Source organism: Pseudomonas sp. FW305-70 (genome assembly GCF_058783925.1).
The window spans coordinates 56,218-75,184 of sequence record NZ_JBYSYZ010000020.1 but is presented as its reverse complement, the minus strand read 5'-3'; the positions used below and the strand labels follow the sequence as shown (position 1 = coordinate 75,184).

Sequence of the window (18,967 nt, the reverse complement as noted above, 5' to 3'; positions counted from 1 at the left end):
AACAGCAACATGCGGGTGCGATCAGCGAGTCGCAATGCTCTAGCCGGTGTCAGCCCTTGGTCAGATCAACCAACGGCGTCTGCCGCACCTCAGTCTCCCGCCCGCCCTGAATCTCGCTCACCTGCTGCAAGGCCTTGTCCACAGCCGCCTTATCCGCCAACAAGCTGTAGCTGATGCGGAACTGCTTGTGTTCCTTGGGCCCAATTGTCGGTACCAGGTTCAGTGGCCGTTGATAACGGCGGTTGTAGGAAAAACTTGTCCCCGGCTCCAGCCCCGTGACATAGCCCTGGCCTTGGGTGTCGGTGTTTTTCCATAGGGAAAACACGGGCAGTGTCTGAGTGTTGAAGCCGACCGAAACGCCCAGGCTGCCGGCCTTGTTATGCAACACGGTCAATGTATCGCCCTTGGCATCGGCATAAGGCACCACGTTGTAAACCGTTTCGTCGTAGTCCCTGGTCGGTGCGCGGTACGTTTGCCAGTCAGGCAGATCGCCCTTGGCCTTGTCGTTGAACGGCGACACCTGTTTCACCGGCGCGGCGAACCGGGCGCCCTGTTCCAGGAACGGGGTGCTGAAGTTGCTGTGGTACAGCGCCTGGTATTCCTTCGGATAGTCGCCGTTATTGGTCAGGGTGTCGTTGAGGGCGAACACTACGCTGCCGGGTTCGGTGACCAGTTCAGTCGCGACGGAGAAGTCGACTTTCTTGAACGCCTGCTCTTTCAGCTCGCCGCGCAGGGTGATGGCGTACGGCGGTTTTTCATCGATGTGCAGGGTGACTTTGTTCGCGGGGATATTGGCGGCGCGACCGTGCAGGGTCAGCAGTTCGCCGTTGTCGATGCCGGGGTGGCCGACCCATTCGTAGCCGCAGCGAGTGACCAGTTCGTTGAAACCTTCCAGCCAGCCCAGGCCACCACGACCGTTGAGTTCGATGAAGGATGGATTGACCACTTCCTTGACCGGTGAATCCCAGCCCATGCGCACATCGCCGACCGAGGCTTGCAGGACGTTCATTCCGCGAGTCGGCACTACCGAAAGTTTCATCGTGCCGTTATCGATGTCGACGATGCTGACGCCCTCCTGCCGACCGCCGTGCAAGGTGCGCAGGGTAACGCTGAAGGGTTTGTCGGTTTTTATGCCGAGTTGCTGACTGGTGATCTGCCAGTTCCGGGCGGCCTTGTCGGTGTCGAGCAGAACGTAATCCCAGGCCATGGCGTGGGACGCAGCGGACAGTGCGCTGAGGGCAACAAAGAGTTTGAGCGGGGTCATGGCAGCAGCCTTTCTTGGAGTTGTGCCGTTTTTATAGACTTGATGAAACGTTTCAGCAAGCTTGAAAAGCGAAAAAACGCCGGCAAATGCCAAGACAAATTTGGGACAAACCGGAAAATCGAGGCGATGCCATCGCGAGCAGGCTCGCTCCCACATTCACCTGCGAGCATTGCTACGCCCAGCAATCGACCTGATGATGCCAACCGCTCGACAGAAGTCGCCATTCAAACCCGGGCAATCTTGTCATTTGCCAAGGCTTAGGGCAGGGTCGATACCACTGAGATCTCTGCCAAAGGAGTCACCTTATGTCAAAGCTCTATCCCAGTATCGATCCCGAGGGGCTGGTCGAGTATTCAGTGGTCTACACCGACCGCTCGCTCAACCACATGTCGCAGTCATTTCAAGGTGTGATGAAGAACATTTCCAGGACCCTGAAACAGGTCTACAACGCCCAGGCTGTTGCGGTGGTCCCGGGCAGCGGTACATTCGGCATGGAAGCGGTGGCGCGACAGTTCGCCACCGACCAGCAATGCCTGGTGATACGCAACGGCTGGTTCAGTTATCGCTGGAGCCAGATCCTTGAGATGGGCAACATCCCGGCGGCCACCACGGTGCTCAAAGCCCGACCGGTCGACACTGCTCGCCAGGCTGCCTACGCCCCACCCCCTCTGGACGAAGTGCTGGCAGCCATTGCGGCTTCGAGGCCGCAGATTGTCTTCGCCCCCCACGTTGAAACCTCATCAGGGATTATCCTGCCCGACGAGTACCTGCGGGCCGTCGGCGACGCCGTGCATGCGGTGGGTGGCCTGTTCGTGCTGGACTGCATCGCCTCAGGCACCATTTGGGTTGATATGCACAAATGCGCAGTCGACCTGCTGATCAGCGCACCGCAGAAAGGCTGGAGCGCCTCCCCTTGCTGCGCCCTGGTGATGTTCAGTTCCCTGGCCCTCGAGCGCATCGAACAGACGCAAAGCAGCAGCTTCGCCTGCGACCTGAAAAAGTGGCTTCAGATCATGCAGGCCTACGAACAGGGCGGACATGCCTACCATGCGACCATGCCCAGCGATTCCCTCGCGCGATTTAACGAGGTGATGAAAGAGACGCAAGCCTACGGTTTCGACAAGGTCCGCGGCGAACAACAGGCGCTGGGCGATCGGGTGCGCGCAATGTTGACCGGCAAAGGTTTCAAAAGCGTGGCTGCAGCCGGCTTTCAGGCCCCTGGCGTAGTGGTGAGCTACACCGATGATGCCGACATCAAGAGCGGCAAGAAATTTGCCAACCACGGCCTGCAGATCGCCGCCGGCGTGCCGTTGCAATGCGACGAGCCGGCCGACTTCCAGACCTTCCGCATCGGTCTGTTCGGACTCGAAAAGCTGCACAATATCGAGCGCACGGTCAGCACCCTCAAGCAGGCACTGGACGAGGTAATGGTTGACTAAGCCTTCATCTTGCCCGCAGCGCATGCCGAACTTGTGAATTGCAGGCCTTGAAGAGGTTAAGGGCGGGATGTTTACCCGCCCTCCATTGTTTAGCTCCGCACGAATGCCAGCAGATCGGCGTTAATCGTATCGGCGTTGGTTGTAGGCATTCCATGCGGGAAGCCCGGGTAAATTTTCAGCGTACTGTTTTGCAGAAGTTTTGCTGACAGAACCCCGGAATTTTCATAAGGCACGATCTGGTCATCATCACCATGCATCACCAGAACGGGGATCTTGATGCTCTTCAAATCTTCGGTGAAGTCGGTCTGAGAAAAAGCCACGATCCCGTCATAGTGTGCCTTTGCACAACCCATCATGCCTTGCCGCCACCAGTTCCAGATGATGCCCTCAGACGATTTTGCACCTGGGCGGTTGTAACCGTAAAAAGGTCCCGCTGGAACGTCGTGGTAGAACTGTGCGCGGCTGGCCTTCAGTTGTGCCTGCAAGTCGTCGAAAACTGACTTGGGCAGGCCGCCAGGATTACTCGGAGTCTGGACCATCAGCGGTGGGACGGCACTGATGATGGCGGCCTTCGACACTCGGTCTTCGCCGTGGCGCGCGATGTAGTGAACGACTTCACCCCCGCCGGTGGAGTGGCCGACATGGACTGCGCCTTGTACGCCGAGGTGATCAACCACGGCCGCGACGTCGTCAGCATAGTGATCCATGTCGTGTCCGTCCCAGACCTGACTGGAGCGCCCGTGACCACGTCGGTCGTGTGCAACAACCCGGTAGCCGTTGGCCAGGAAAAAGAGCATTTGCGCGTCCCAATCGTCCGCGCTCAGTGGCCATCCATGATGGAAAAAGATGACCTGGGCATCGCGCGGCCCCCAGTCTTTGTAAAAGATCTCGACACCGTCTCGCGTAGTGACATACCCCATGTTCGCATCTCCTGAATGAAGTGAAGGCCTGAACCGAATCCTGTTTCGATCAAGGCCCTGAATGAACAAAGTGCAGCCCATCCAATAGGCGGTTCAAAGGGCGTGTTTCTGGATCGGTTTCCGTTTGCCCCCCCCCTCCCCCAGAGCTCCATGACGGCTGAGCCACCCATTGCACCCGAGCCGCTTGGCCGCCCGAAGACTTTAGGTTTAAAGTCGACTTTAAGGTCAATGGATTTTTTGAGGTGGAATATGAGAATAGGCGAACTGGCGAAAATCAGCGGGTTGGCGCCGTCACGCATTCGCTTTTATGAGGCGAGTGGTCTGATCAAATCGGTCGAGCGTAAAGCCAATGGCTATCGCGATTATGCGCCTGACACCCAGTGGGTTCTGGAGATCATCACTGGCGCGCAGTCGGCGGGCTTTTCATTGGAAGAAATCCGCCAATTGATGCCGATGAATGCGAGTGGTTGGCAGCACGAAGAGTTGCTCAGTGGCCTCAAGCAAAAGGTTGAGGAAATCGAAGTCCTGCAGCAGCGGTTGGCCCAGAACAAGGCGCAACTTCTGCTGGTCATCAAGGGCATCGAGGGCAAGCCCGAGGGCATGGCGTGTGCGGACAATGCGCAATTGCTGTTGCATCGTCTGCGCGATGAGGGCGTGACAGCCACTTCAGGCCGCCGTGATGCAGCGTCTTCCAGGAAAAAAACAGCCCGTCAGGCTTCCGGGGCCTGACAGGCGCAACAGGTTTCAGCGCTCGCCAACCAGGGTGGCAAGTGGTTTTGGCGCATAGAGCGCGCTCTGGAACTCAGGCACATATTCGTACTTCATCATTTTCCCCAGCTTCAGGGAGCGGAGGTAGTTCGACAGACTGCCGTCGCCCAGCGTGAGGGTGGCCGAATCCGTGTCCCGGCTGGAGCCATGGCTGAGCTGACGGGAAACAGCGTACCCATAGGCCAGTTGGCCCTGGTGATCGAGATTGGTGAAACTGCTGGTGACGATATCGACATCGCGGGACAGGTCGTCGAGCTTCTTCGCTTTGAAGGACACGTCCGGTTTGCCGGTCTGGCTGTCGGTAATCTCATACACCACCGATTGCGCATCCTCTTTGCGGTCAATGCCGGTCAGCCATTTCGGCAGGTTGTAACCGACGACACCACGCACCCTCGCCAGCTCGGTATTCACCGGCAGCTTGAGCACATAACCCCAGAAATCGCCAGACATCGACTGGCCAATCAGCGTGAACGGCCCCAGATTGGCTTTGCCAGGTTTGTTGGTGATGATCGACACGGCCACCTCGTTGTAGGCATCGTTATCGCAGTGCTCATAGGTGTACGCGGTGAACGCGATCAAGCCGCGACCTGGCCAGACTTGCAGCGGCTGCACGGTGGCCAGTACTTCGGGCGGCATCAGTGCCCGGAGCCGATCCAGGTCCGCCGTATAAACAGCCGTTACGCGACTGTTCTGGTAGTAAAAGTTTGGCGAGTACGACTCAAAGCCAATGTCGACCTTATTTTTCTCCAATCCCTTGAACCAGCTCAGATCAACGCCCGGTACTTCTGCTGCAATCACCGACAACGGAGGGTTGGAGCGAAAACGGTCGTACAGGCCGCCCTTGACGACGGGCACCTGGTGGCCTGCGATATCGATTGTGCTTGTGTCGGTCGGGCTGGGCATCTCAGGCGTCCCCGCCAACGCAGCGTTGGCAAAAGTGTTGAACAGTAATGCTGTTAAAACGGCGCTTGCGAGTTTCAATCGGTCTTTCTCCAGGTGATGGGGTGTACTTGATGGATCAGCGAGCTACGTTGCCGGCGGCGAGCACGGCCATCACGGCTTCAGCCACGGCCTTCGGCGATTGAGGGTTCTGGCCGGTCACCAGCCGCCCATCGGTGATGGCAAATGACGTGAACGGCAGCCAACCCTTGCGGTAACGCGCACCCTGGCTAACCAACCGGTTCTCAAGGAAGAAGGGCACCTGACTCTTCATGCCCGAGAACAGCTCCTCGCGGTCAGAGAAACCGGTGATGTTTCTGCCCTTGATGATCAACTGGCCTTGTTCATCCTTCAGATCCAGGAGTCCCGCGACACCATGACAGACCGCCGATACGATGCCGCCCTGGTTGTAGATGGTTTCGGCGACACGCCGCAGGTCGGGGTTATTGGGGAAATCCCACATGACACCGTGGCCTCCCGTGAAGTAGATGACGCTGAACCGGGACGGATCGACATCGGCGATGGGTATCGTGTTCTGCAGGCGAGCGCGAAAGGCAGGGGACTGCAAATGCTCACGGGCAGCCTTGTCCATGTAAAGCCAGCCGAGGCTACGCTCGTCCAGAGGCACAGCGCCGCCCCTGGGGCTGGCAAATACTGTCGTGTAGCCGGCCGCTTCCACCACATCGGTGAAATGCGTCAGCTCGGTCAGCCACAAACCCGTGCTATCGGTCCGTGAGGGATAGCTGGCGTGGTTGGTCATGATCACCAGTATCTGGCGATCTTGCGCAACAACCGTGGAAGGGGCCGGCCCGGCATTTGCAAAAGTCATGAATGCACCGCCTATCAATACCAACGCACAGGAAATAAAGGTTTTCAACATCATCCGGGGTCCGACAGTCATGCTGGTCCGTGCATGCTCACCTTAAACCTCACTTTAAGGTCAACCCCCGCGGCTGCAAAAAATCGCCGCGCCTGTTCGCACACATCACACCACCGGCATTGCCAATATTGAAGTGTTCATACCGGGTTCTGCCGGCATGATTCGCGGTGCCAGGTTTGCCAATCTGATTCGTCCGCTGCCGGGTTTGTCGTTCGTCATAAACCTTTCAAGTTCAAATCGCCTCGCGGCCCGATGTCGCTTGGCAGTCTTCAAAATGATGTCGTAGTAAAGGCACCCCTCGTCAACACCCAGCGTAGACACGCACTCCCCCACAAAATCCCTCCTGGCAAGCGTGATAATTAGCCAGCTATTGGTTAATGAAAGTCTGAAGTATTCATTTGAACTTTCAGATTCTTTCGCTGCGCAGCCTGTGCCTAACATCGGCTCCACAGCGAACCAGCCTCGGCATCGCTCAGTGGCATCAGGTTACGCAGGGATCCGGTTTCGAAGTCCTCTGCCGCCACCGACCATTGATCGCTTGGCCGCCTGGTGCCGTCGAAGTGCTTTTGCAGCAGGCCCTGGGATTTTTGAGGATCACCGATGAAGCTGGAAATTTTCCGTACGCTGTGGGGTTACACCGCCAGCAAGGCTCAGGCGCTCGAGGAGTTGCTGCAAGCGGGCTTTGATGGCATGGAAGCGCGCCTGCCCCTGGACGCCCGCGAACGGGCTGAGTTTGGCGCCTTTCTCCGGGCCAACCGCCTGGGCTATATCAGCACCGTCTTCAGCGCCTACGACGTGCTGCCGGATCAGTCGGCAACGCCTGCCGTCCACATCAATGACCTCGACCAGAAGCTCGCCTGGGCCGCTGAACTCTCCCCGCGCTTCGTCAACGTGCTGGCGGGCAACGACCGTTGGTCCCTGGCGCAACAGGTGGAGTTTTTTGGCCAGGCGCTGGAGCTGGCGCGCAAGCACGGTCAGGTCTGCAGTTTCGAAACCCATCGCTCGCGTTCGCTGTTCAACCCCTGGGTGACCCTGGAGTTGATCCGGCAACTGCCCGATCTGCTGTTCACCAGTGACATCAGCCATTGGGTCGTGACCTGCGAGCGCCTGTTGAATGATCCGGCCGACGACCTGAGCGCGTTCATCGAACGGGTTCACCATATCCAGGCCCGGGTCGGTTATGACCAGGGGCCGCAGGTTCCGCACCCGGCGGCGCCCGAATATGCAAAAGAACTGGCTTTCCATCAGCAGCACTGGGAAAGCATCTGGCGCTCGCAGCAGGCCCGCGGTTACCAGGTCAGCACCCTGACCCCGGAATTCGGTGCCGACGGCTACCTGCATCACCTGCCCTTCACCAATGTCCCGGTCGCCGACCTGTGGTCGTTGAACGTGTGGATGGGCCAGACCGAGCGCAAACACTTCGAGCGTTTCCACCACTCAAGCCATCCTTAGGGAGCCGATGCGTCATGCCTGACAATAAAAACAACAGCGCCAGCACTGACACACTCAAAGCCAACTTCAACAGCATCCCGGTGATCAACATCGCCGGTCTGTTCAGCTTTGAACTGGAACACCGCCTGGCCGTGGCCGAACAATTGGGGCGCGCCGCCAGCGAAGTCGGGTTTCTCTATATCACCAACCACGGTATCGACCCGCAACTGATCGCCAACCTGCGCAAGGCGGCCAAGGACTTTTTCGACCAGCCCCTCGACACCAAGATGCGCCACTACATCGGCACCTCGCAGACCCACAAGGGTTTTGTGCCCGAAGGCGAAGAGGTCTACTCCAAGGGCAAGCCGGACCACAAGGAAGCCTTCGACGTCGGTTTCGAAGTCCCGGCCGATGATCCGCTGGTACTGGCCAATACCCCATTGCTGGGGCCCAACGACTGGCCGCAGCTGGCAGGCTTCAAGGCCTCGGTGCAGGCCTACTATGAAGCGATCTTCGCCCTGGGTCGGCGCCTGTTCGGCGGCTTCGCCCTGACCCTGGGCCTGGAAGAAAACTATTTCGACAGCCTGGTCACCCGTCCGCCGTCCAAGCTGCGCCTGATCCACTACCCGTTCGACGGTGCCGCCCATGACGCACCGGGTCTTGGCGCCCATACTGATTACGAGTGCTTCACCATCCTCCTGGCCGATAAACCAGGCCTTGAGGTGATGAACAATCTTGGCCAATGGATCGATGCACCACCGATTGCCGATGCCTTCGTGGTCAACATCGGCGACATGCTGGAGGTGATGACGGCAGGCGCATTCGTTGCCACTGCGCACCGGGTACGCAGCGTGAAGGAGGAGCGTTATTCCTTCCCGCTGTTTTATGCCTGTGACTACCACACCCAGATCAAACCGCTGCCCGGGTTCGCCCAGGCCGGCAACGACTATGAACAGATCACGATCGGCGAACACATGTATGGCCAGGCGCTGCAGACCTATCAGTATCTGCGCCAGAGGGTGGCCAACGGGGACGTTCAACTGCCAGGCAAGGCACGCAAGCCCGCCAGTTTCGGACATTTGAAAAATCAGGCGCAACCGTCCTGATTGAAGTTTTCAGCTAACCCCTACCTACGCCGGAGTCAGTAAATAATGAAAAACAATAAAATGAACCTCTTGAGCCTGGCTGTATTGGCAGCCGGCATGTTCGCAGCCACGGCGAGCATGGCCGCGGCAGAATCGTTCAAGGTCGGCATGGAGATCACCTACCCTCCTTTCGAGTCCTATGACAAGGACAAGAATGTGGTGGGTTCGGACCCCGAACTGGCAACGGCACTGGCCAGGCACATGAACGCCAAGGTCGAGTTCGTCGACACCAAGTTCCCGAGCCTGATCCTGGGCCTTAACTCCGGCAAGTACGACGCGATCATTTCCGGCATGTACATCACGCCGGAGCGCCAGACCCAGGCGCAGACCATCGCCTATGCCAACACCGGTGCCGCGGTCATGGTGCCCCAGGGCAGCGAGATCAACGCGAAAAAACCTGAAGACCTGTGCGGCCTGAAGCTGGGCCTGGAACAGGGCACGACCTGGGTCAAGGAATTCAGGAAGCTGTCCGACGAATACTGCGTGCCGAACAACAAAGGCGCCATCACCGTCAGCGAATACCCTTCGGCGCCCGAAGTGACCCAGGCCCTGCTGTCCAGGAACATCCAGGCCCAGGTTGAAATCGCCGGCGCCGCCAAGATGATCGCGGAAAAGACCAATGGCCGGGTCGTGATCACCACCGAGCATCCGATCTATCAGCAAACCCTGGGCATCTTCGTCAAGAAAGGTAACGACGAAACCTACCAGGCCGTGCAAAAGGCCTTCGAGGAGACGAAAAAGAGCGGAGAATACGCAGCAATCCTCAAGAAATACGGCCTGGAAGAACCGACCGCCAACTAAGAACCTGCCCTTGTAGTCTGGTTATCTGCCGTCCCTGCGCGGGGGCGGCAGATCGAGGTGTCCCATGCAATTCGATTGGTCGTATTTCTTCTCCCTGTTCTCCCTGCCGGACTTCTGGAATGCCTGCGTCACGGTCATCCAGCTCAGTGCCCTGGCCTGGTTCATCGGCATGCTGCTGGGTTTTGTCCTGGCCACCGCCAAGCTGTCCCAATCGCCCTTGCTGCGCATTCCCGCAGCGGTCTACATCTGGTTTTTCCGCAGCATCCCGTTGCTGGTGCTGGTGGTGTTCGTCTACAACCTGCCGCAGTTGTTTCCCGGTAGCGGACCGATTCTGTCCAACCCCTTCTACGCAGGCCTGCTGGCCCTGGTGGTCACTGAAGCGGCGTACATGGCGGAGATCCATCGTGGCGGTCTGATTTCCGTGGCCAAGGGCCAGAAGGAAGCCGGGCGCGCGCTGGGGGTCGGCGTGCTCGGCATGCAACGCCTGATCGTGATCCCCCAGGCGTTCCGTATTTCGCTGCCCACCCTGATCAATGAATACATCACAGTGGTCAAGCTGACTTCGCTGGTCTCGGTCATCTCCCTGACCGAAATCCTCACGGTCGGCCAACGCCTCTATGCCACCAACTTCCTGGTCATGGAAACCCTGGCGGCGGTAGGCGTCTACTACGTGTTGATCGTCACCGTATTCGGCTATTTCCTGCAGCGCCTGGAGCGCTACCTGGACCTGAACTTCCGCAAGCCGCACACACTCGACGCGGCCACCATCGCTAGGTTCAAGGCCAGCGCCGAAGCCTTGCCCGACATTGCGCGCAAAGCCGCAGGCAACAACACAACGCCGATCCTGCAACTGAACAACATCCAGAAGAGCTATGGCACCCACAAGGTGCTGCTGGGTATCGACCTGAGTGTCGATTACGGCCAGGTGGTCTCGATCATCGGGCCATCGGGCTCCGGCAAGACGTCGCTGATCCGCACGGTCAACGGCCTGGAAAGCATCGATACCGGCGACATCAAGTTGTTCGGCGAAACCTTCATCGAAGCCTCGGACAAACCCAACAGCTCGCGCCTGCGCAAAGGCGTGCGGCACATCGGCATGGTGTTCCAGAACTTCAACCTGTTCCCGCACCGCACCATTCTCGACAACATCACCCTGGCACCGCGGTACCACGGCCAGCCGGGCGAATTGAGCGAGCATCGTGCCTATGCGCTGCTGGACAAGGTCGGCCTGCTGGCCCATGCCCACAAGTACCCGCACCAGCTCTCCGGCGGCCAGCAACAGCGCGTGGCGATCGCCCGGGCCCTGGCCATGGAGCCGCAGATCATGCTGTTCGACGAGCCGACCTCGGCCCTCGATCCGGAGCTGGTCAACGACGTGCTCAACGTGATCCGCGACCTGGCAAGGGAAGGCATGACCATGCTGATCGTGACCCACGAAATGGACTTTGCCATGTCGATTTCCGATCGGGTGATTTTCATGGAGAACGGCAATGTTCAACTCGATGCCGCACCTGAGACCATTCGCTGCGAAGCTGAAGGTGAGAGGGTACGGCGCTTCATGGGCATCGGTGCCCGATCGGCAAACCTCTCTGCAGCGGTGGACCACGCATGAATCTTGGAATTGCAGGACGTTGGGCGCTGGTCTGCGCCGCCAGCAAAGGCTTGGGTAAAGCCTGCGCACAGGCACTCGTCACCGAAGGCGTGAACCTGGTAATCACCGCACGGGGCGAAGACACGCTGAATGAAACAACCCGTCAGCTGAGGGCGATAAATCCTGAAGTGACGGTCATCGCCGTGGCCGGAGACATTTCCACGCCCGAGGGTCGGGCGGCAGCGCTCATGGCCCATGAGCATTTCGATATCCTGATCAACAACGCCGGCGGCCCTCCTCCCGGGGATTTCCGCGAATGGAATCGCGACGCCTGGCTCAAGGCGCTGGATGCCAACATGCTGACCCCTATCGAGCTGATCAAGGCAACGGTAGACGGCATGGCGGCACGCGGATTTGGCCGGATCATCAACATCACCTCGAGCGCCGTGAAGTCCCCGATCGAAAGCCTGGGCCTGTCCAACGGCGCGCGCAGTGGCCTGACGGGGTTCATTGCGGGGCTGGCCCGGCAAGAAAACATTGCCAGCCGCAATGTGACGATCAACAACCTGCAACCGGGCTCGTTCGACACCGATCGACTGCGCGACAACCTGGTCGCCGCTGCCCACGAAATGGGGCAAGACAGTGAGGCATTCCTTGACGAATGCCGTCGCGAAATCCCTGCCAGACGCTTCGGCTCACCCGAGGAGTTCGGTGCGCTGTGCGCCTTCGTCTGCAGCAGCCATGCGGGTTACCTGACCGGGCAGAACCTGTTGATTGACGGAGGGGCCGTTCGCTCCAGCCAGTGATGACGACAGGCACCCCCATGCCATTGATCAGCGCCATTCTCCTGCAGGAGCTGTCGAGTGCAACGAGGCTGCGATCTTTTGATTGTTTAAAAGCAAGATCAAAAGATCGCAGCCTGCGGCAGTTCCTGCAAGGCTGCACCTCCCATTCCCTCAGGGCGACGGCAAGTAGAGCATCGTATGGGACTCCCCCATCAACAACGGACGATTCAGCTGCGCACAAGCGCGCAGATAGTCGGCTACCAGGGTGACCCGCTTGAGCTTGCGCAAGTCCTCGCTGTAATACATCCAGAACTGTCGCGTGACTTCCACTTCCCCCGGCAGCACTTCGCACAGGCGGGGATCGGGGCCGGCGAGGAAGCAAGGCAGGATGGCCAGCGCCCGCCCTTCCAGGGCTGCATGGTAATGGGCCACCACGCTGGTGCTGCGCAGGCGGCAGTTGGCGCCAGGCATCAGGTCGTTCAGGTAGAGCAGCTTGAAGCTGAAGGCCAGGTCTTCGACGTAGGTCACGAACGGGTGGCCGGACAGGTCTTCACGACAGCCGATCAACGGATGATTGGCCAGGTACTCCGGCGTCGCATACAGGCGCAGGCGGTAGTCGCACAGTCGCGAGCACACGTATGGACCGCGTTCGGGCCGCTCCAGGGTGATGGCGATATCCGCCTCGCGCCGTGACAGGTTGATGAAGTGCGGGACCGGCAAAATGTCCGCCGAAATATTCGGGTAGTGCTCGAGGAAGTGGCTCATCTGTGCCGTGATGAAACAGGTTCCGAAGGCTTCCGTGCAACCAATGCGCAGATGCCCGGAGAGCCCCCCTGTGGTGCCGAAAACCTGCTCGCAAGCCACCAGCAGCGTACTTTCCAGGCTTTCGGCGTGGCTGACCAGACGCTGCCCTTCCACGGTCAGGACGAAACCTGAGGTTCGCGATTTCTCGAACAGCAGGGCGCCCAGGCACTGCTCCAGGGCACGGATGCGCCGCGACACGGTGGTGTAGTCCACTCCCAGGCGTCGGGCCGCACCGCTGGCGGTGCGAGCACGGGCAACTTCGAGGAAGAAACGCAAGTCGTCCCAGTTCAGCGGCGGCTGCGTTGTGCGTTTTTGCATATCCATCGAGCTTTTCTGCCAATACATATGGGAAATATGCCCTTATATACTCGCATCTCACCCAACTTGGCCAGCGTCGTTTTCCGGCCAGGAAAGTCCCCTCCCCAATAATAAATAACGAGGGCTGACAGCATGAGCGCATGGATAAACGCCGGCCTGCACGCCGGACACAAACAGCTGCGCAACAGCGCAATCGCGACCACGGTTCTCGCCTGCCATTGGCCCGATCCTCTGCTCGCCTCGCAGCCGATCAGGGCCGCCCTCCTGCACCGCCCACTCTCCTTCGCAAGATCGTCCAGGCGGCAATAACTCCAGCATATCAGCATTCAGGTGGCGTCCCGCATCGGGTCGCTGCCCGGGTACCCGTACGCCCCTCAAAAGGCCGAACAACAAAAACAACTAGAAAAAGCGGAGCCTCACCATGACGACTGACCATCCGAACCACACCCAGACCTGTGCACGGGTCAGGGCCAACCCCAAGTTCCAGCGCCTCGCGCGCCAGCGTGCGCTGCTGGCCTGGACACTGAGCGGCGCGGTCCTGGCGATCTATTACAGCTTCATCATGGTGGTGGCTTTCGCTCCTGCCTGGCTGCACCTGCCGCTGTATGACGGCAGCCACCTCAGCCTCGGCATGCCAATCGGCGTGACGATCATCCTGTTGTCCTGGCTACTCACCGCCTGGTACGTGCACAGCGCCAACACCCGCTTCGACGTGCTCAGCTCGCAGATCCTCCAGGAGTCCCGCGCATGAAACGCCTGTCCGCCCTGCTCGCCCTCAGCCCTGTGCTGGCCCATGCCGACCCCATCATTGCGCAGAAGCAACCGCTCAACCTGCACGCCATCGGCATGTTTTTCGTCTTCGTCCTCGCCACCCTGCTGATCACCTGGTGGGCGGCACGGCGCACCCGCTCCGCCGCCGATTTCTACAGCGCCGGCGGCGGTATCACCGGCTTTCAGAATGGCCTGGCAATCGCCGGTGACTACATGTCGGCCGCCACGCTGCTGGGCCTGTCGAGCCTGGTCTTCGCCAAGGGCTACGACGGTTTCGTCTACATCATCGGCTTCTTTGTCGGCTGGCCGATCGTCACCTTCCTGATGGCTGAGCGCTTGCGCAACCTGGGACGCTACACCTTCGCCGACATCGTCTCCTACCGACTCGATCAGACCCGCGTGCGCAGTTTCGCCGCCCTCGGATCGCTGACCGTGGTGTGCTGCTATCTGGTGGTACAGATGGTCGGTGCCGGCCAACTGATCAAGCTGCTGTTCGGTCTCGACTACCGCACGGCGGTGGTAGTGGTCGGGCTGTTGATGCTGGTCTACGTGATCTTTGGCGGCATGCTCGCCACCACATGGGTACAGATCACCAAGGCAGTCCTGCTGCTGGCGGGCGGCACCACCCTGGTGCTGATGGCCCTGAGTCGCTTCGACTTCAGCTTCGAGACGCTGGCGGCCCAGGCGGTGGCGGTGCATGCCAGCGGTGTGCAGATCATGGGCCCTGGCACCTTGCTGGCCGACCCGATCAACGCTGTGTCCCTATCCCTCGGCCTGGTCTTCGGCATTGCCGGCCTGCCGCACATCCTGATGCGCTTCTTCACGGTGCCCAATGCCAAGGAGGCACGTAAATCGGTGTTGTTCGCCACGGTGTTCATCGGTTTCTTCTTCCTGGTGGTCTGCGTCCTGGGCTATACCGCCATCGTCATCGTCGGCACGGATCCGCAGTACTACGTCGATGGCAAGCTCGGCGGGGCCATGATCGGCGGCGGCAACATGGTAGCCATGCACCTGGCGAAGGCGGTGGGTGGCAACCTGTTTCTCGGCTTCCTCTCTGCCGTGGCGTTCGCCACCATTCTCGCGGTGGTGGCCGGCCTGGCCCTGGCCGGTGCCTCGGCCATCTCCCATGACCTTTATGCCTCGGTGTTGAAGAAGGGCTGCGCCGACGAGAAACAGGAAATGCGCGTGTCACGCATCGCCACCGTTTGCCTGGGCATCGTGGCGATTTCCCTCGGCATTCTGTTCGAAGGCCAGAACATCGCCTTCCTGGTCGGCCTGACGTTCGGTATCGCCGCCTCGGCGAATTTCCCGGTACTGATCATGGCCATGTACTGGGGCGGCCTGACCACACGTGGCGCCCTCTACGGCGGACTGACCGGCCTGGTCAGCGCCCTGGCCCTGGTGATCGGCTCGCCGTCGGTGTGGGTCGGCGTACTGGGGCATGCCCAGGCGCTCTTCCCTTACGACCAGCCGGCGCTGTTCTCCATGCCACTGGCCTTCCTCGTCATAGTGGTCGCCTCCAGGCTTGACCGCAGCGAACGCGCCGACCGCGAACGCGCTGCCTATGCCGACCAGTTCGTCCGTGCCCAGACCGGCCTTGGAGCGGCCATGGCCAGCAGTCACTGACGCTGATTTTTCCGGGGCTTTCGCCCCGAGCGCGAGTCCGCTCCTTTGCTTCGCGCTTTTTTACACCCGCCCTGCGCCGCTCGGCGCAGGACACCCCCAATAGCGCCCTTCCCTCGCCACTCCAAGTGGCGCAGGAGCGGCTCGTCGACAACAAAAACAACAAAAGGCATCCAATGAAACCCACCACCCTCACCCTGTTCCTGGCCGGCAGCGGCCTCGCTGCACAGGCTCATGCCGACTTCCTGGAAGACAGCACGGCCAGGCTGGAGATGCGTAACTTCTACTTCAACCGCGACTTCCGCCAGGCTAATGCCACCCAGTCCAAGCAAGAAGAATGGGCCCAGGGATTCCTGCTGCGCTACGAATCCGGTTATACCGACGGCATGATCGGCGTCGGTATCGATGCCCTCGGCCAGCTCGGCGTCAAGCTCGATTCCAGCCCCGATCGCGCTGGCACCGGCCTGCTCAAGCGCGACAGCCAGCCGCCCAGGCGCGCCAAGGACGAGTATGGCGAACTGGGCCTGACGGCCAAGTTCAAAGCGTCCAACAGCGTGCTCAAGCTCGGCACCCTGGCCCCGAAGTTGCCGGTGCTGCTGGCCAATGATTCGCGCCTGTTGCCGCAAACATTCCGCGGTGGCCAGTTGAATGTTCAGGAGATCAAAGGCCTGAGCGTCGACGCGGGGCGCGTGGATCGGGTCAACCAGCGCGACTCCTCGGACTACGAGAAAATGTCCATCACCACCACCGGCGCCAAGGGCATTGTCGGTGGCCAGGCCCGCAGCGACGCCTTCAATTTCGCCGGCCTGGCCTACCAATGGAACGAGCGGCTGAACACGGGCTACAACTACGGCGGTCTGGACGACTTCTATCACCAGCACCAGTTCAGTCTGGTCCACGTCCTGCCGCTTGGCGCGGGCCAGACGCTCAAGAGCGACCTGCGCTACGCCCGCTCCACCGACGATGGCAACAGCAACATCGACAACAATGCCTTCGGCGCCATGTTCACCTATGCCCTCGGCGGCCATGCCTTCGGTCTCGGTTACCAACGCATGAGCGGCGACACCGGCTTTGCCTACGTCAATGGCACCGACGCCTTCCTGGTCAACTTTGTGCAAATCAACGATTTCGCCAACAAGGGCGAGCGTTCCTGGCAGGCGCGCTACGACTACAACTTCGCGGCCCTCGGCGTTCCCGGCCTGACCTTCATGACCCGCTACTTGTCCGGCGACAGCATCGACCTGGGCGTCGGCAAACCCGACGGCCACGAATGGGAGCGCGACACCGACATCGGCTACGTGCTCCAGAGCGGCCCGCTGAAAAACCTCGGCCTCAAGTGGCGCAACGCTACGGTGCGCACCGCCCACTTCGGTAACGACCTCAACGAAAACCGCCTGATCCTCAGCTATACCCTGGCGCTCTGGTAAATCCCCGCACAAGGCGTGCGCGGCCTGCATCGCTTGACGGTGCGGGCAGCGCCCACCTTGTCGATTCAACGATGCAGCAGGCCCATGCTTTTTTGCACAACATACGGGATTTTTTGAGCATTCTTATTTGATTTATGCCTGCCTATACTCGATTCAACCACCTGGCCATGAACCCGGTCAGTCCCAATAAAAATAAATAGGGCACCCACCGTGAAGCTATCCATGCTTGCCGTCGTCTCCCCACTTTCAGGTAACCGCGCGCGTCTCGGGAGCCTCCAATGAACAACCACTGCCAACCCTTCCTGGACGCTCGTGATTTCCTGCTGGCCCACCGTACCGACTACGCCACCGCCGTACGTGACTTCCGCTGGCCGCAGCTGAACGAATTCAACTGGGCGCTGGATTACTTCGATGCCATGGCCGAAGGCAACCAGGCCAACGCCCTGTGGATCGTCGAAGAGGACGGCAGCGAACAACGCTACAGCTTCCAGCAACTGGCAGCGCGCTCCAACCAGGTGGCCAATCACCTGCGTACCCTGGGCGTGCGCCGCGGCGAACGCATCCTGCTGATGCTCGGTAACGATGTCGCCCTGTGGGAAACCATGCTGGCCGCCTTCAAAATCGGCGCCGTGGTCATTCCCGCTACCGCGCTGCTGACCCCCGATGACCTGCGCGACCGCATCGAGCGTGGCCATGTTCGCCACCTGGTGGTCGGTAGCGCCCATGTCGACAAGTTCGACGGACTGGGTGAAGACTGCAGCCGCATCTGCGTCGGCCCGTCCCCCGCCGGCTGGACCCCGCACAGCGCCGCCAGCGAGCATTCCGAGCAGTTCGAATCAGAAGGTCGCACGCTGGCCACCGACCCGATGCTGCTGTACTTCACCTCCGGCACCACCTCCAAGCCGAAGATGGTGTTGCACAGTCACCAGAGTTACCCGGTCGGCCACCTCTCGACCATGTACTGGATTGGCCTGCAGCCGGGCGACCTGCACCTGAACATTTCGTCCCCGGGCTGGGCCAAGCACGCCTGGAGCTGCCTCTTTGCACCCTGGAATGCCGGTGCCTGCATCTTCATCCACAACACTGCTCGCTTCAGCGCGCCAGCCCTGCTCGGCGTGCTCGAACGCTACGGCGTCACCAGCCTGTGCGCGCCACCTACCGTGTGGCGCATGCTGATCCAGGAAGACCTGGCCAGTTACAAGACGCGCCTGCGCCTGCGCGAACTGGTGGGCGCCGGTGAGCCGCTCAACCCGGAGATCATCGAGCAGATCCTGCATGCCTGGGGCCTGTTGCTGCGCGACGGCTTCGGCCAGTCGGAAACCACCGCACTGGTCGGCAACACGCCTGGCCAGCGGCTCAAGCCGGGCTCCATGGGCCGTCCGTTGCCGGGCTACCGGGTGACCATGCTCGATCCCGATGGCGTGCCGGGTAACGAAGGCGAAGTGGCCCTGCCGCTGGACGTACGCCCGCTTGGCCTGATGCTGTGCTACGAGGACAGCCCGGAAAAGACCGCCGAAGTGATGCGCGACGGCTACTACCGCACTGGTGACACCGCACAGATCGACGACGAGGGCTACATCACCTTCGTCGGCCGTGCCGATGATGTGTTCAAGGCCTCCGACTACCGCATCAGCCCCTTCGAGCTGGAAAGCGCGCTGATCGAGCACCCGGCGGTGATGGAAGTGGCCGTGGTGCCAAGCCCCGACCCGGTGCGCCTGGCAGTGCCCAAGGCCTATCTGATCCTGGCCCATGACGCACAGGGCAGTCACGAACTGGCCGGCAGCATCCTCGCGTTCGCCCGCGAGCACCTGGCGCCCTACAAGCGGGTACGGCGCATCGAATTTGTCAGCGAGCTGCCCAAGACCATCTCCGGAAAAATCCGCCGGGTGGAACTGCGGCAAATGGAAGTGCAGCGTCGCCAGGGCGACGCACGTGGCCCGCAGGAATACTTCGAAGAAGACTTCCCGCAACTCAAAGGCTGACCTCTGGGGCCGGCATGCCGGCCCCTCCCCCGAATCCAGACCCGACCACTCGGCCAACCACGCCGAGGGGACTCTTTCG

At 60.4% G+C, this 18,967-nt stretch carries 16 protein-coding genes; 11 read left to right on the top strand and 5 right to left on the bottom strand.

From position 1 onward, the window contains the following. Positions 1–49: 49 nt before the first annotated feature. The gene (locus tag AC3WN7_RS16660) at positions 50–1,264 is read right to left on the bottom strand and encodes an aldose 1-epimerase family protein (RefSeq protein ID WP_102674278.1); all 1,215 of its coding nucleotides are present in this window, start codon (positions 1,262–1,264) and stop codon (positions 50–52) included. A 305-nt stretch (positions 1,265–1,569) separates the two neighbouring features. On the opposite strand from AC3WN7_RS16660, the gene AC3WN7_RS16655 reads away from it, so the two are divergent. Then, complete coding sequence (locus AC3WN7_RS16655) at positions 1,570–2,703, top strand: pyridoxal-phosphate-dependent aminotransferase family protein (RefSeq protein ID WP_102674279.1); 1,134 nt, start codon at positions 1,570–1,572, stop codon at positions 2,701–2,703. A gap of 89 nt (positions 2,704–2,792) precedes the next feature. On the opposite strand, the gene AC3WN7_RS16650 is transcribed toward AC3WN7_RS16655, so the two are convergent. After that, on the bottom strand, positions 2,793–3,623 hold the full coding sequence (locus AC3WN7_RS16650; protein WP_095966903.1) for an alpha/beta fold hydrolase: 831 nt from the start codon (positions 3,621–3,623) through the stop codon (positions 2,793–2,795). Positions 3,624–3,872: 249 nt separating this feature from the next. Between AC3WN7_RS16650 and AC3WN7_RS16645 the strand changes: the two genes are divergently transcribed. After that, a complete protein-coding gene (locus AC3WN7_RS16645; protein WP_102674280.1) occupies positions 3,873–4,352 on the top strand; it encodes a MerR family transcriptional regulator in 480 nt (159 codons plus the stop codon). Between the two features lie 15 nt (positions 4,353–4,367). On the opposite strand, the gene AC3WN7_RS16640 is transcribed toward AC3WN7_RS16645, so the two are convergent. Both AC3WN7_RS16640 and AC3WN7_RS16635 read right to left on the bottom strand, forming a co-directional pair. Beyond that, positions 4,368–5,372, bottom strand: coding sequence for an acetoacetate decarboxylase (ADC) (locus AC3WN7_RS16640; RefSeq protein ID WP_102674281.1), 1,005 nt, complete (start codon positions 5,370–5,372; stop codon positions 4,368–4,370). 37 nt (positions 5,373–5,409) lie between these two features. Beyond that, positions 5,410–6,213 (bottom strand): type 1 glutamine amidotransferase domain-containing protein, encoded by an 804-nt coding sequence (locus AC3WN7_RS16635; protein ID WP_102674282.1) that lies wholly within the window; start codon positions 6,211–6,213, stop codon positions 5,410–5,412. A gap of 597 nt (positions 6,214–6,810) precedes the next feature. Here AC3WN7_RS16635 and AC3WN7_RS16630 point away from each other — a divergent pair. From AC3WN7_RS16630 to AC3WN7_RS16610, 5 genes are all read left to right on the top strand, one after another. After that, on the top strand, positions 6,811–7,662 hold the full coding sequence (locus tag AC3WN7_RS16630) for a sugar phosphate isomerase/epimerase family protein (protein WP_102674283.1): 852 nt from the start codon (positions 6,811–6,813) through the stop codon (positions 7,660–7,662). A gap of 14 nt (positions 7,663–7,676) precedes the next feature. Continuing rightward, a complete protein-coding gene (locus AC3WN7_RS16625; RefSeq protein ID WP_102674284.1) occupies positions 7,677–8,747 on the top strand; it encodes an isopenicillin N synthase family dioxygenase in 1,071 nt (356 codons plus the stop codon). Positions 8,748–8,792: 45 nt separating this feature from the next. Next, positions 8,793–9,587: an ABC transporter substrate-binding protein gene (locus AC3WN7_RS16620; protein WP_102674285.1), complete on the top strand. Its 795-nt coding sequence runs from the start codon at positions 8,793–8,795 to the stop codon at positions 9,585–9,587. A 64-nt stretch (positions 9,588–9,651) separates the two neighbouring features. Continuing rightward, the gene (locus AC3WN7_RS16615) at positions 9,652–11,199 is read left to right on the top strand and encodes an amino acid ABC transporter permease/ATP-binding protein (RefSeq protein WP_095966910.1); all 1,548 of its coding nucleotides are present in this window, start codon (positions 9,652–9,654) and stop codon (positions 11,197–11,199) included. Then, on the top strand, positions 11,196–11,984 hold the full coding sequence (locus AC3WN7_RS16610; protein ID WP_102674286.1) for an SDR family oxidoreductase: 789 nt from the start codon (positions 11,196–11,198) through the stop codon (positions 11,982–11,984). The genes AC3WN7_RS16615 and AC3WN7_RS16610 overlap by 4 nt, the downstream gene beginning before the upstream one ends. A gap of 150 nt (positions 11,985–12,134) precedes the next feature. On the opposite strand, the gene AC3WN7_RS16605 is transcribed toward AC3WN7_RS16610, so the two are convergent. Next, complete coding sequence (locus AC3WN7_RS16605) at positions 12,135–13,112, bottom strand: LysR family transcriptional regulator (RefSeq protein ID WP_015094778.1); 978 nt, start codon at positions 13,110–13,112, stop codon at positions 12,135–12,137. Positions 13,113–13,506: 394 nt separating this feature from the next. Between AC3WN7_RS16605 and AC3WN7_RS16600 the strand changes: the two genes are divergently transcribed. From AC3WN7_RS16600 to AC3WN7_RS16585, 4 genes are all read left to right on the top strand, one after another. Next, a complete protein-coding gene (locus AC3WN7_RS16600; RefSeq protein WP_095966912.1) occupies positions 13,507–13,836 on the top strand; it encodes a DUF485 domain-containing protein in 330 nt (109 codons plus the stop codon). Next, positions 13,833–15,482, top strand: coding sequence for a cation acetate symporter (locus AC3WN7_RS16595; protein ID WP_102674287.1), 1,650 nt, complete (start codon positions 13,833–13,835; stop codon positions 15,480–15,482). The genes AC3WN7_RS16600 and AC3WN7_RS16595 overlap by 4 nt, the downstream gene beginning before the upstream one ends. 173 nt (positions 15,483–15,655) lie before the next feature. Then, entirely contained in the window at positions 15,656–16,906 is a 1,251-nt protein-coding gene (locus AC3WN7_RS16590) for an OprD family porin (protein ID WP_102674318.1), read from the top strand. Positions 16,907–17,184: 278 nt separating this feature from the next. Next, the gene (locus tag AC3WN7_RS16585; protein ID WP_095966915.1) at positions 17,185–18,888 is read left to right on the top strand and encodes an AMP-binding protein; all 1,704 of its coding nucleotides are present in this window, start codon (positions 17,185–17,187) and stop codon (positions 18,886–18,888) included. Positions 18,889–18,967: the final 79 nt, after the last annotated feature.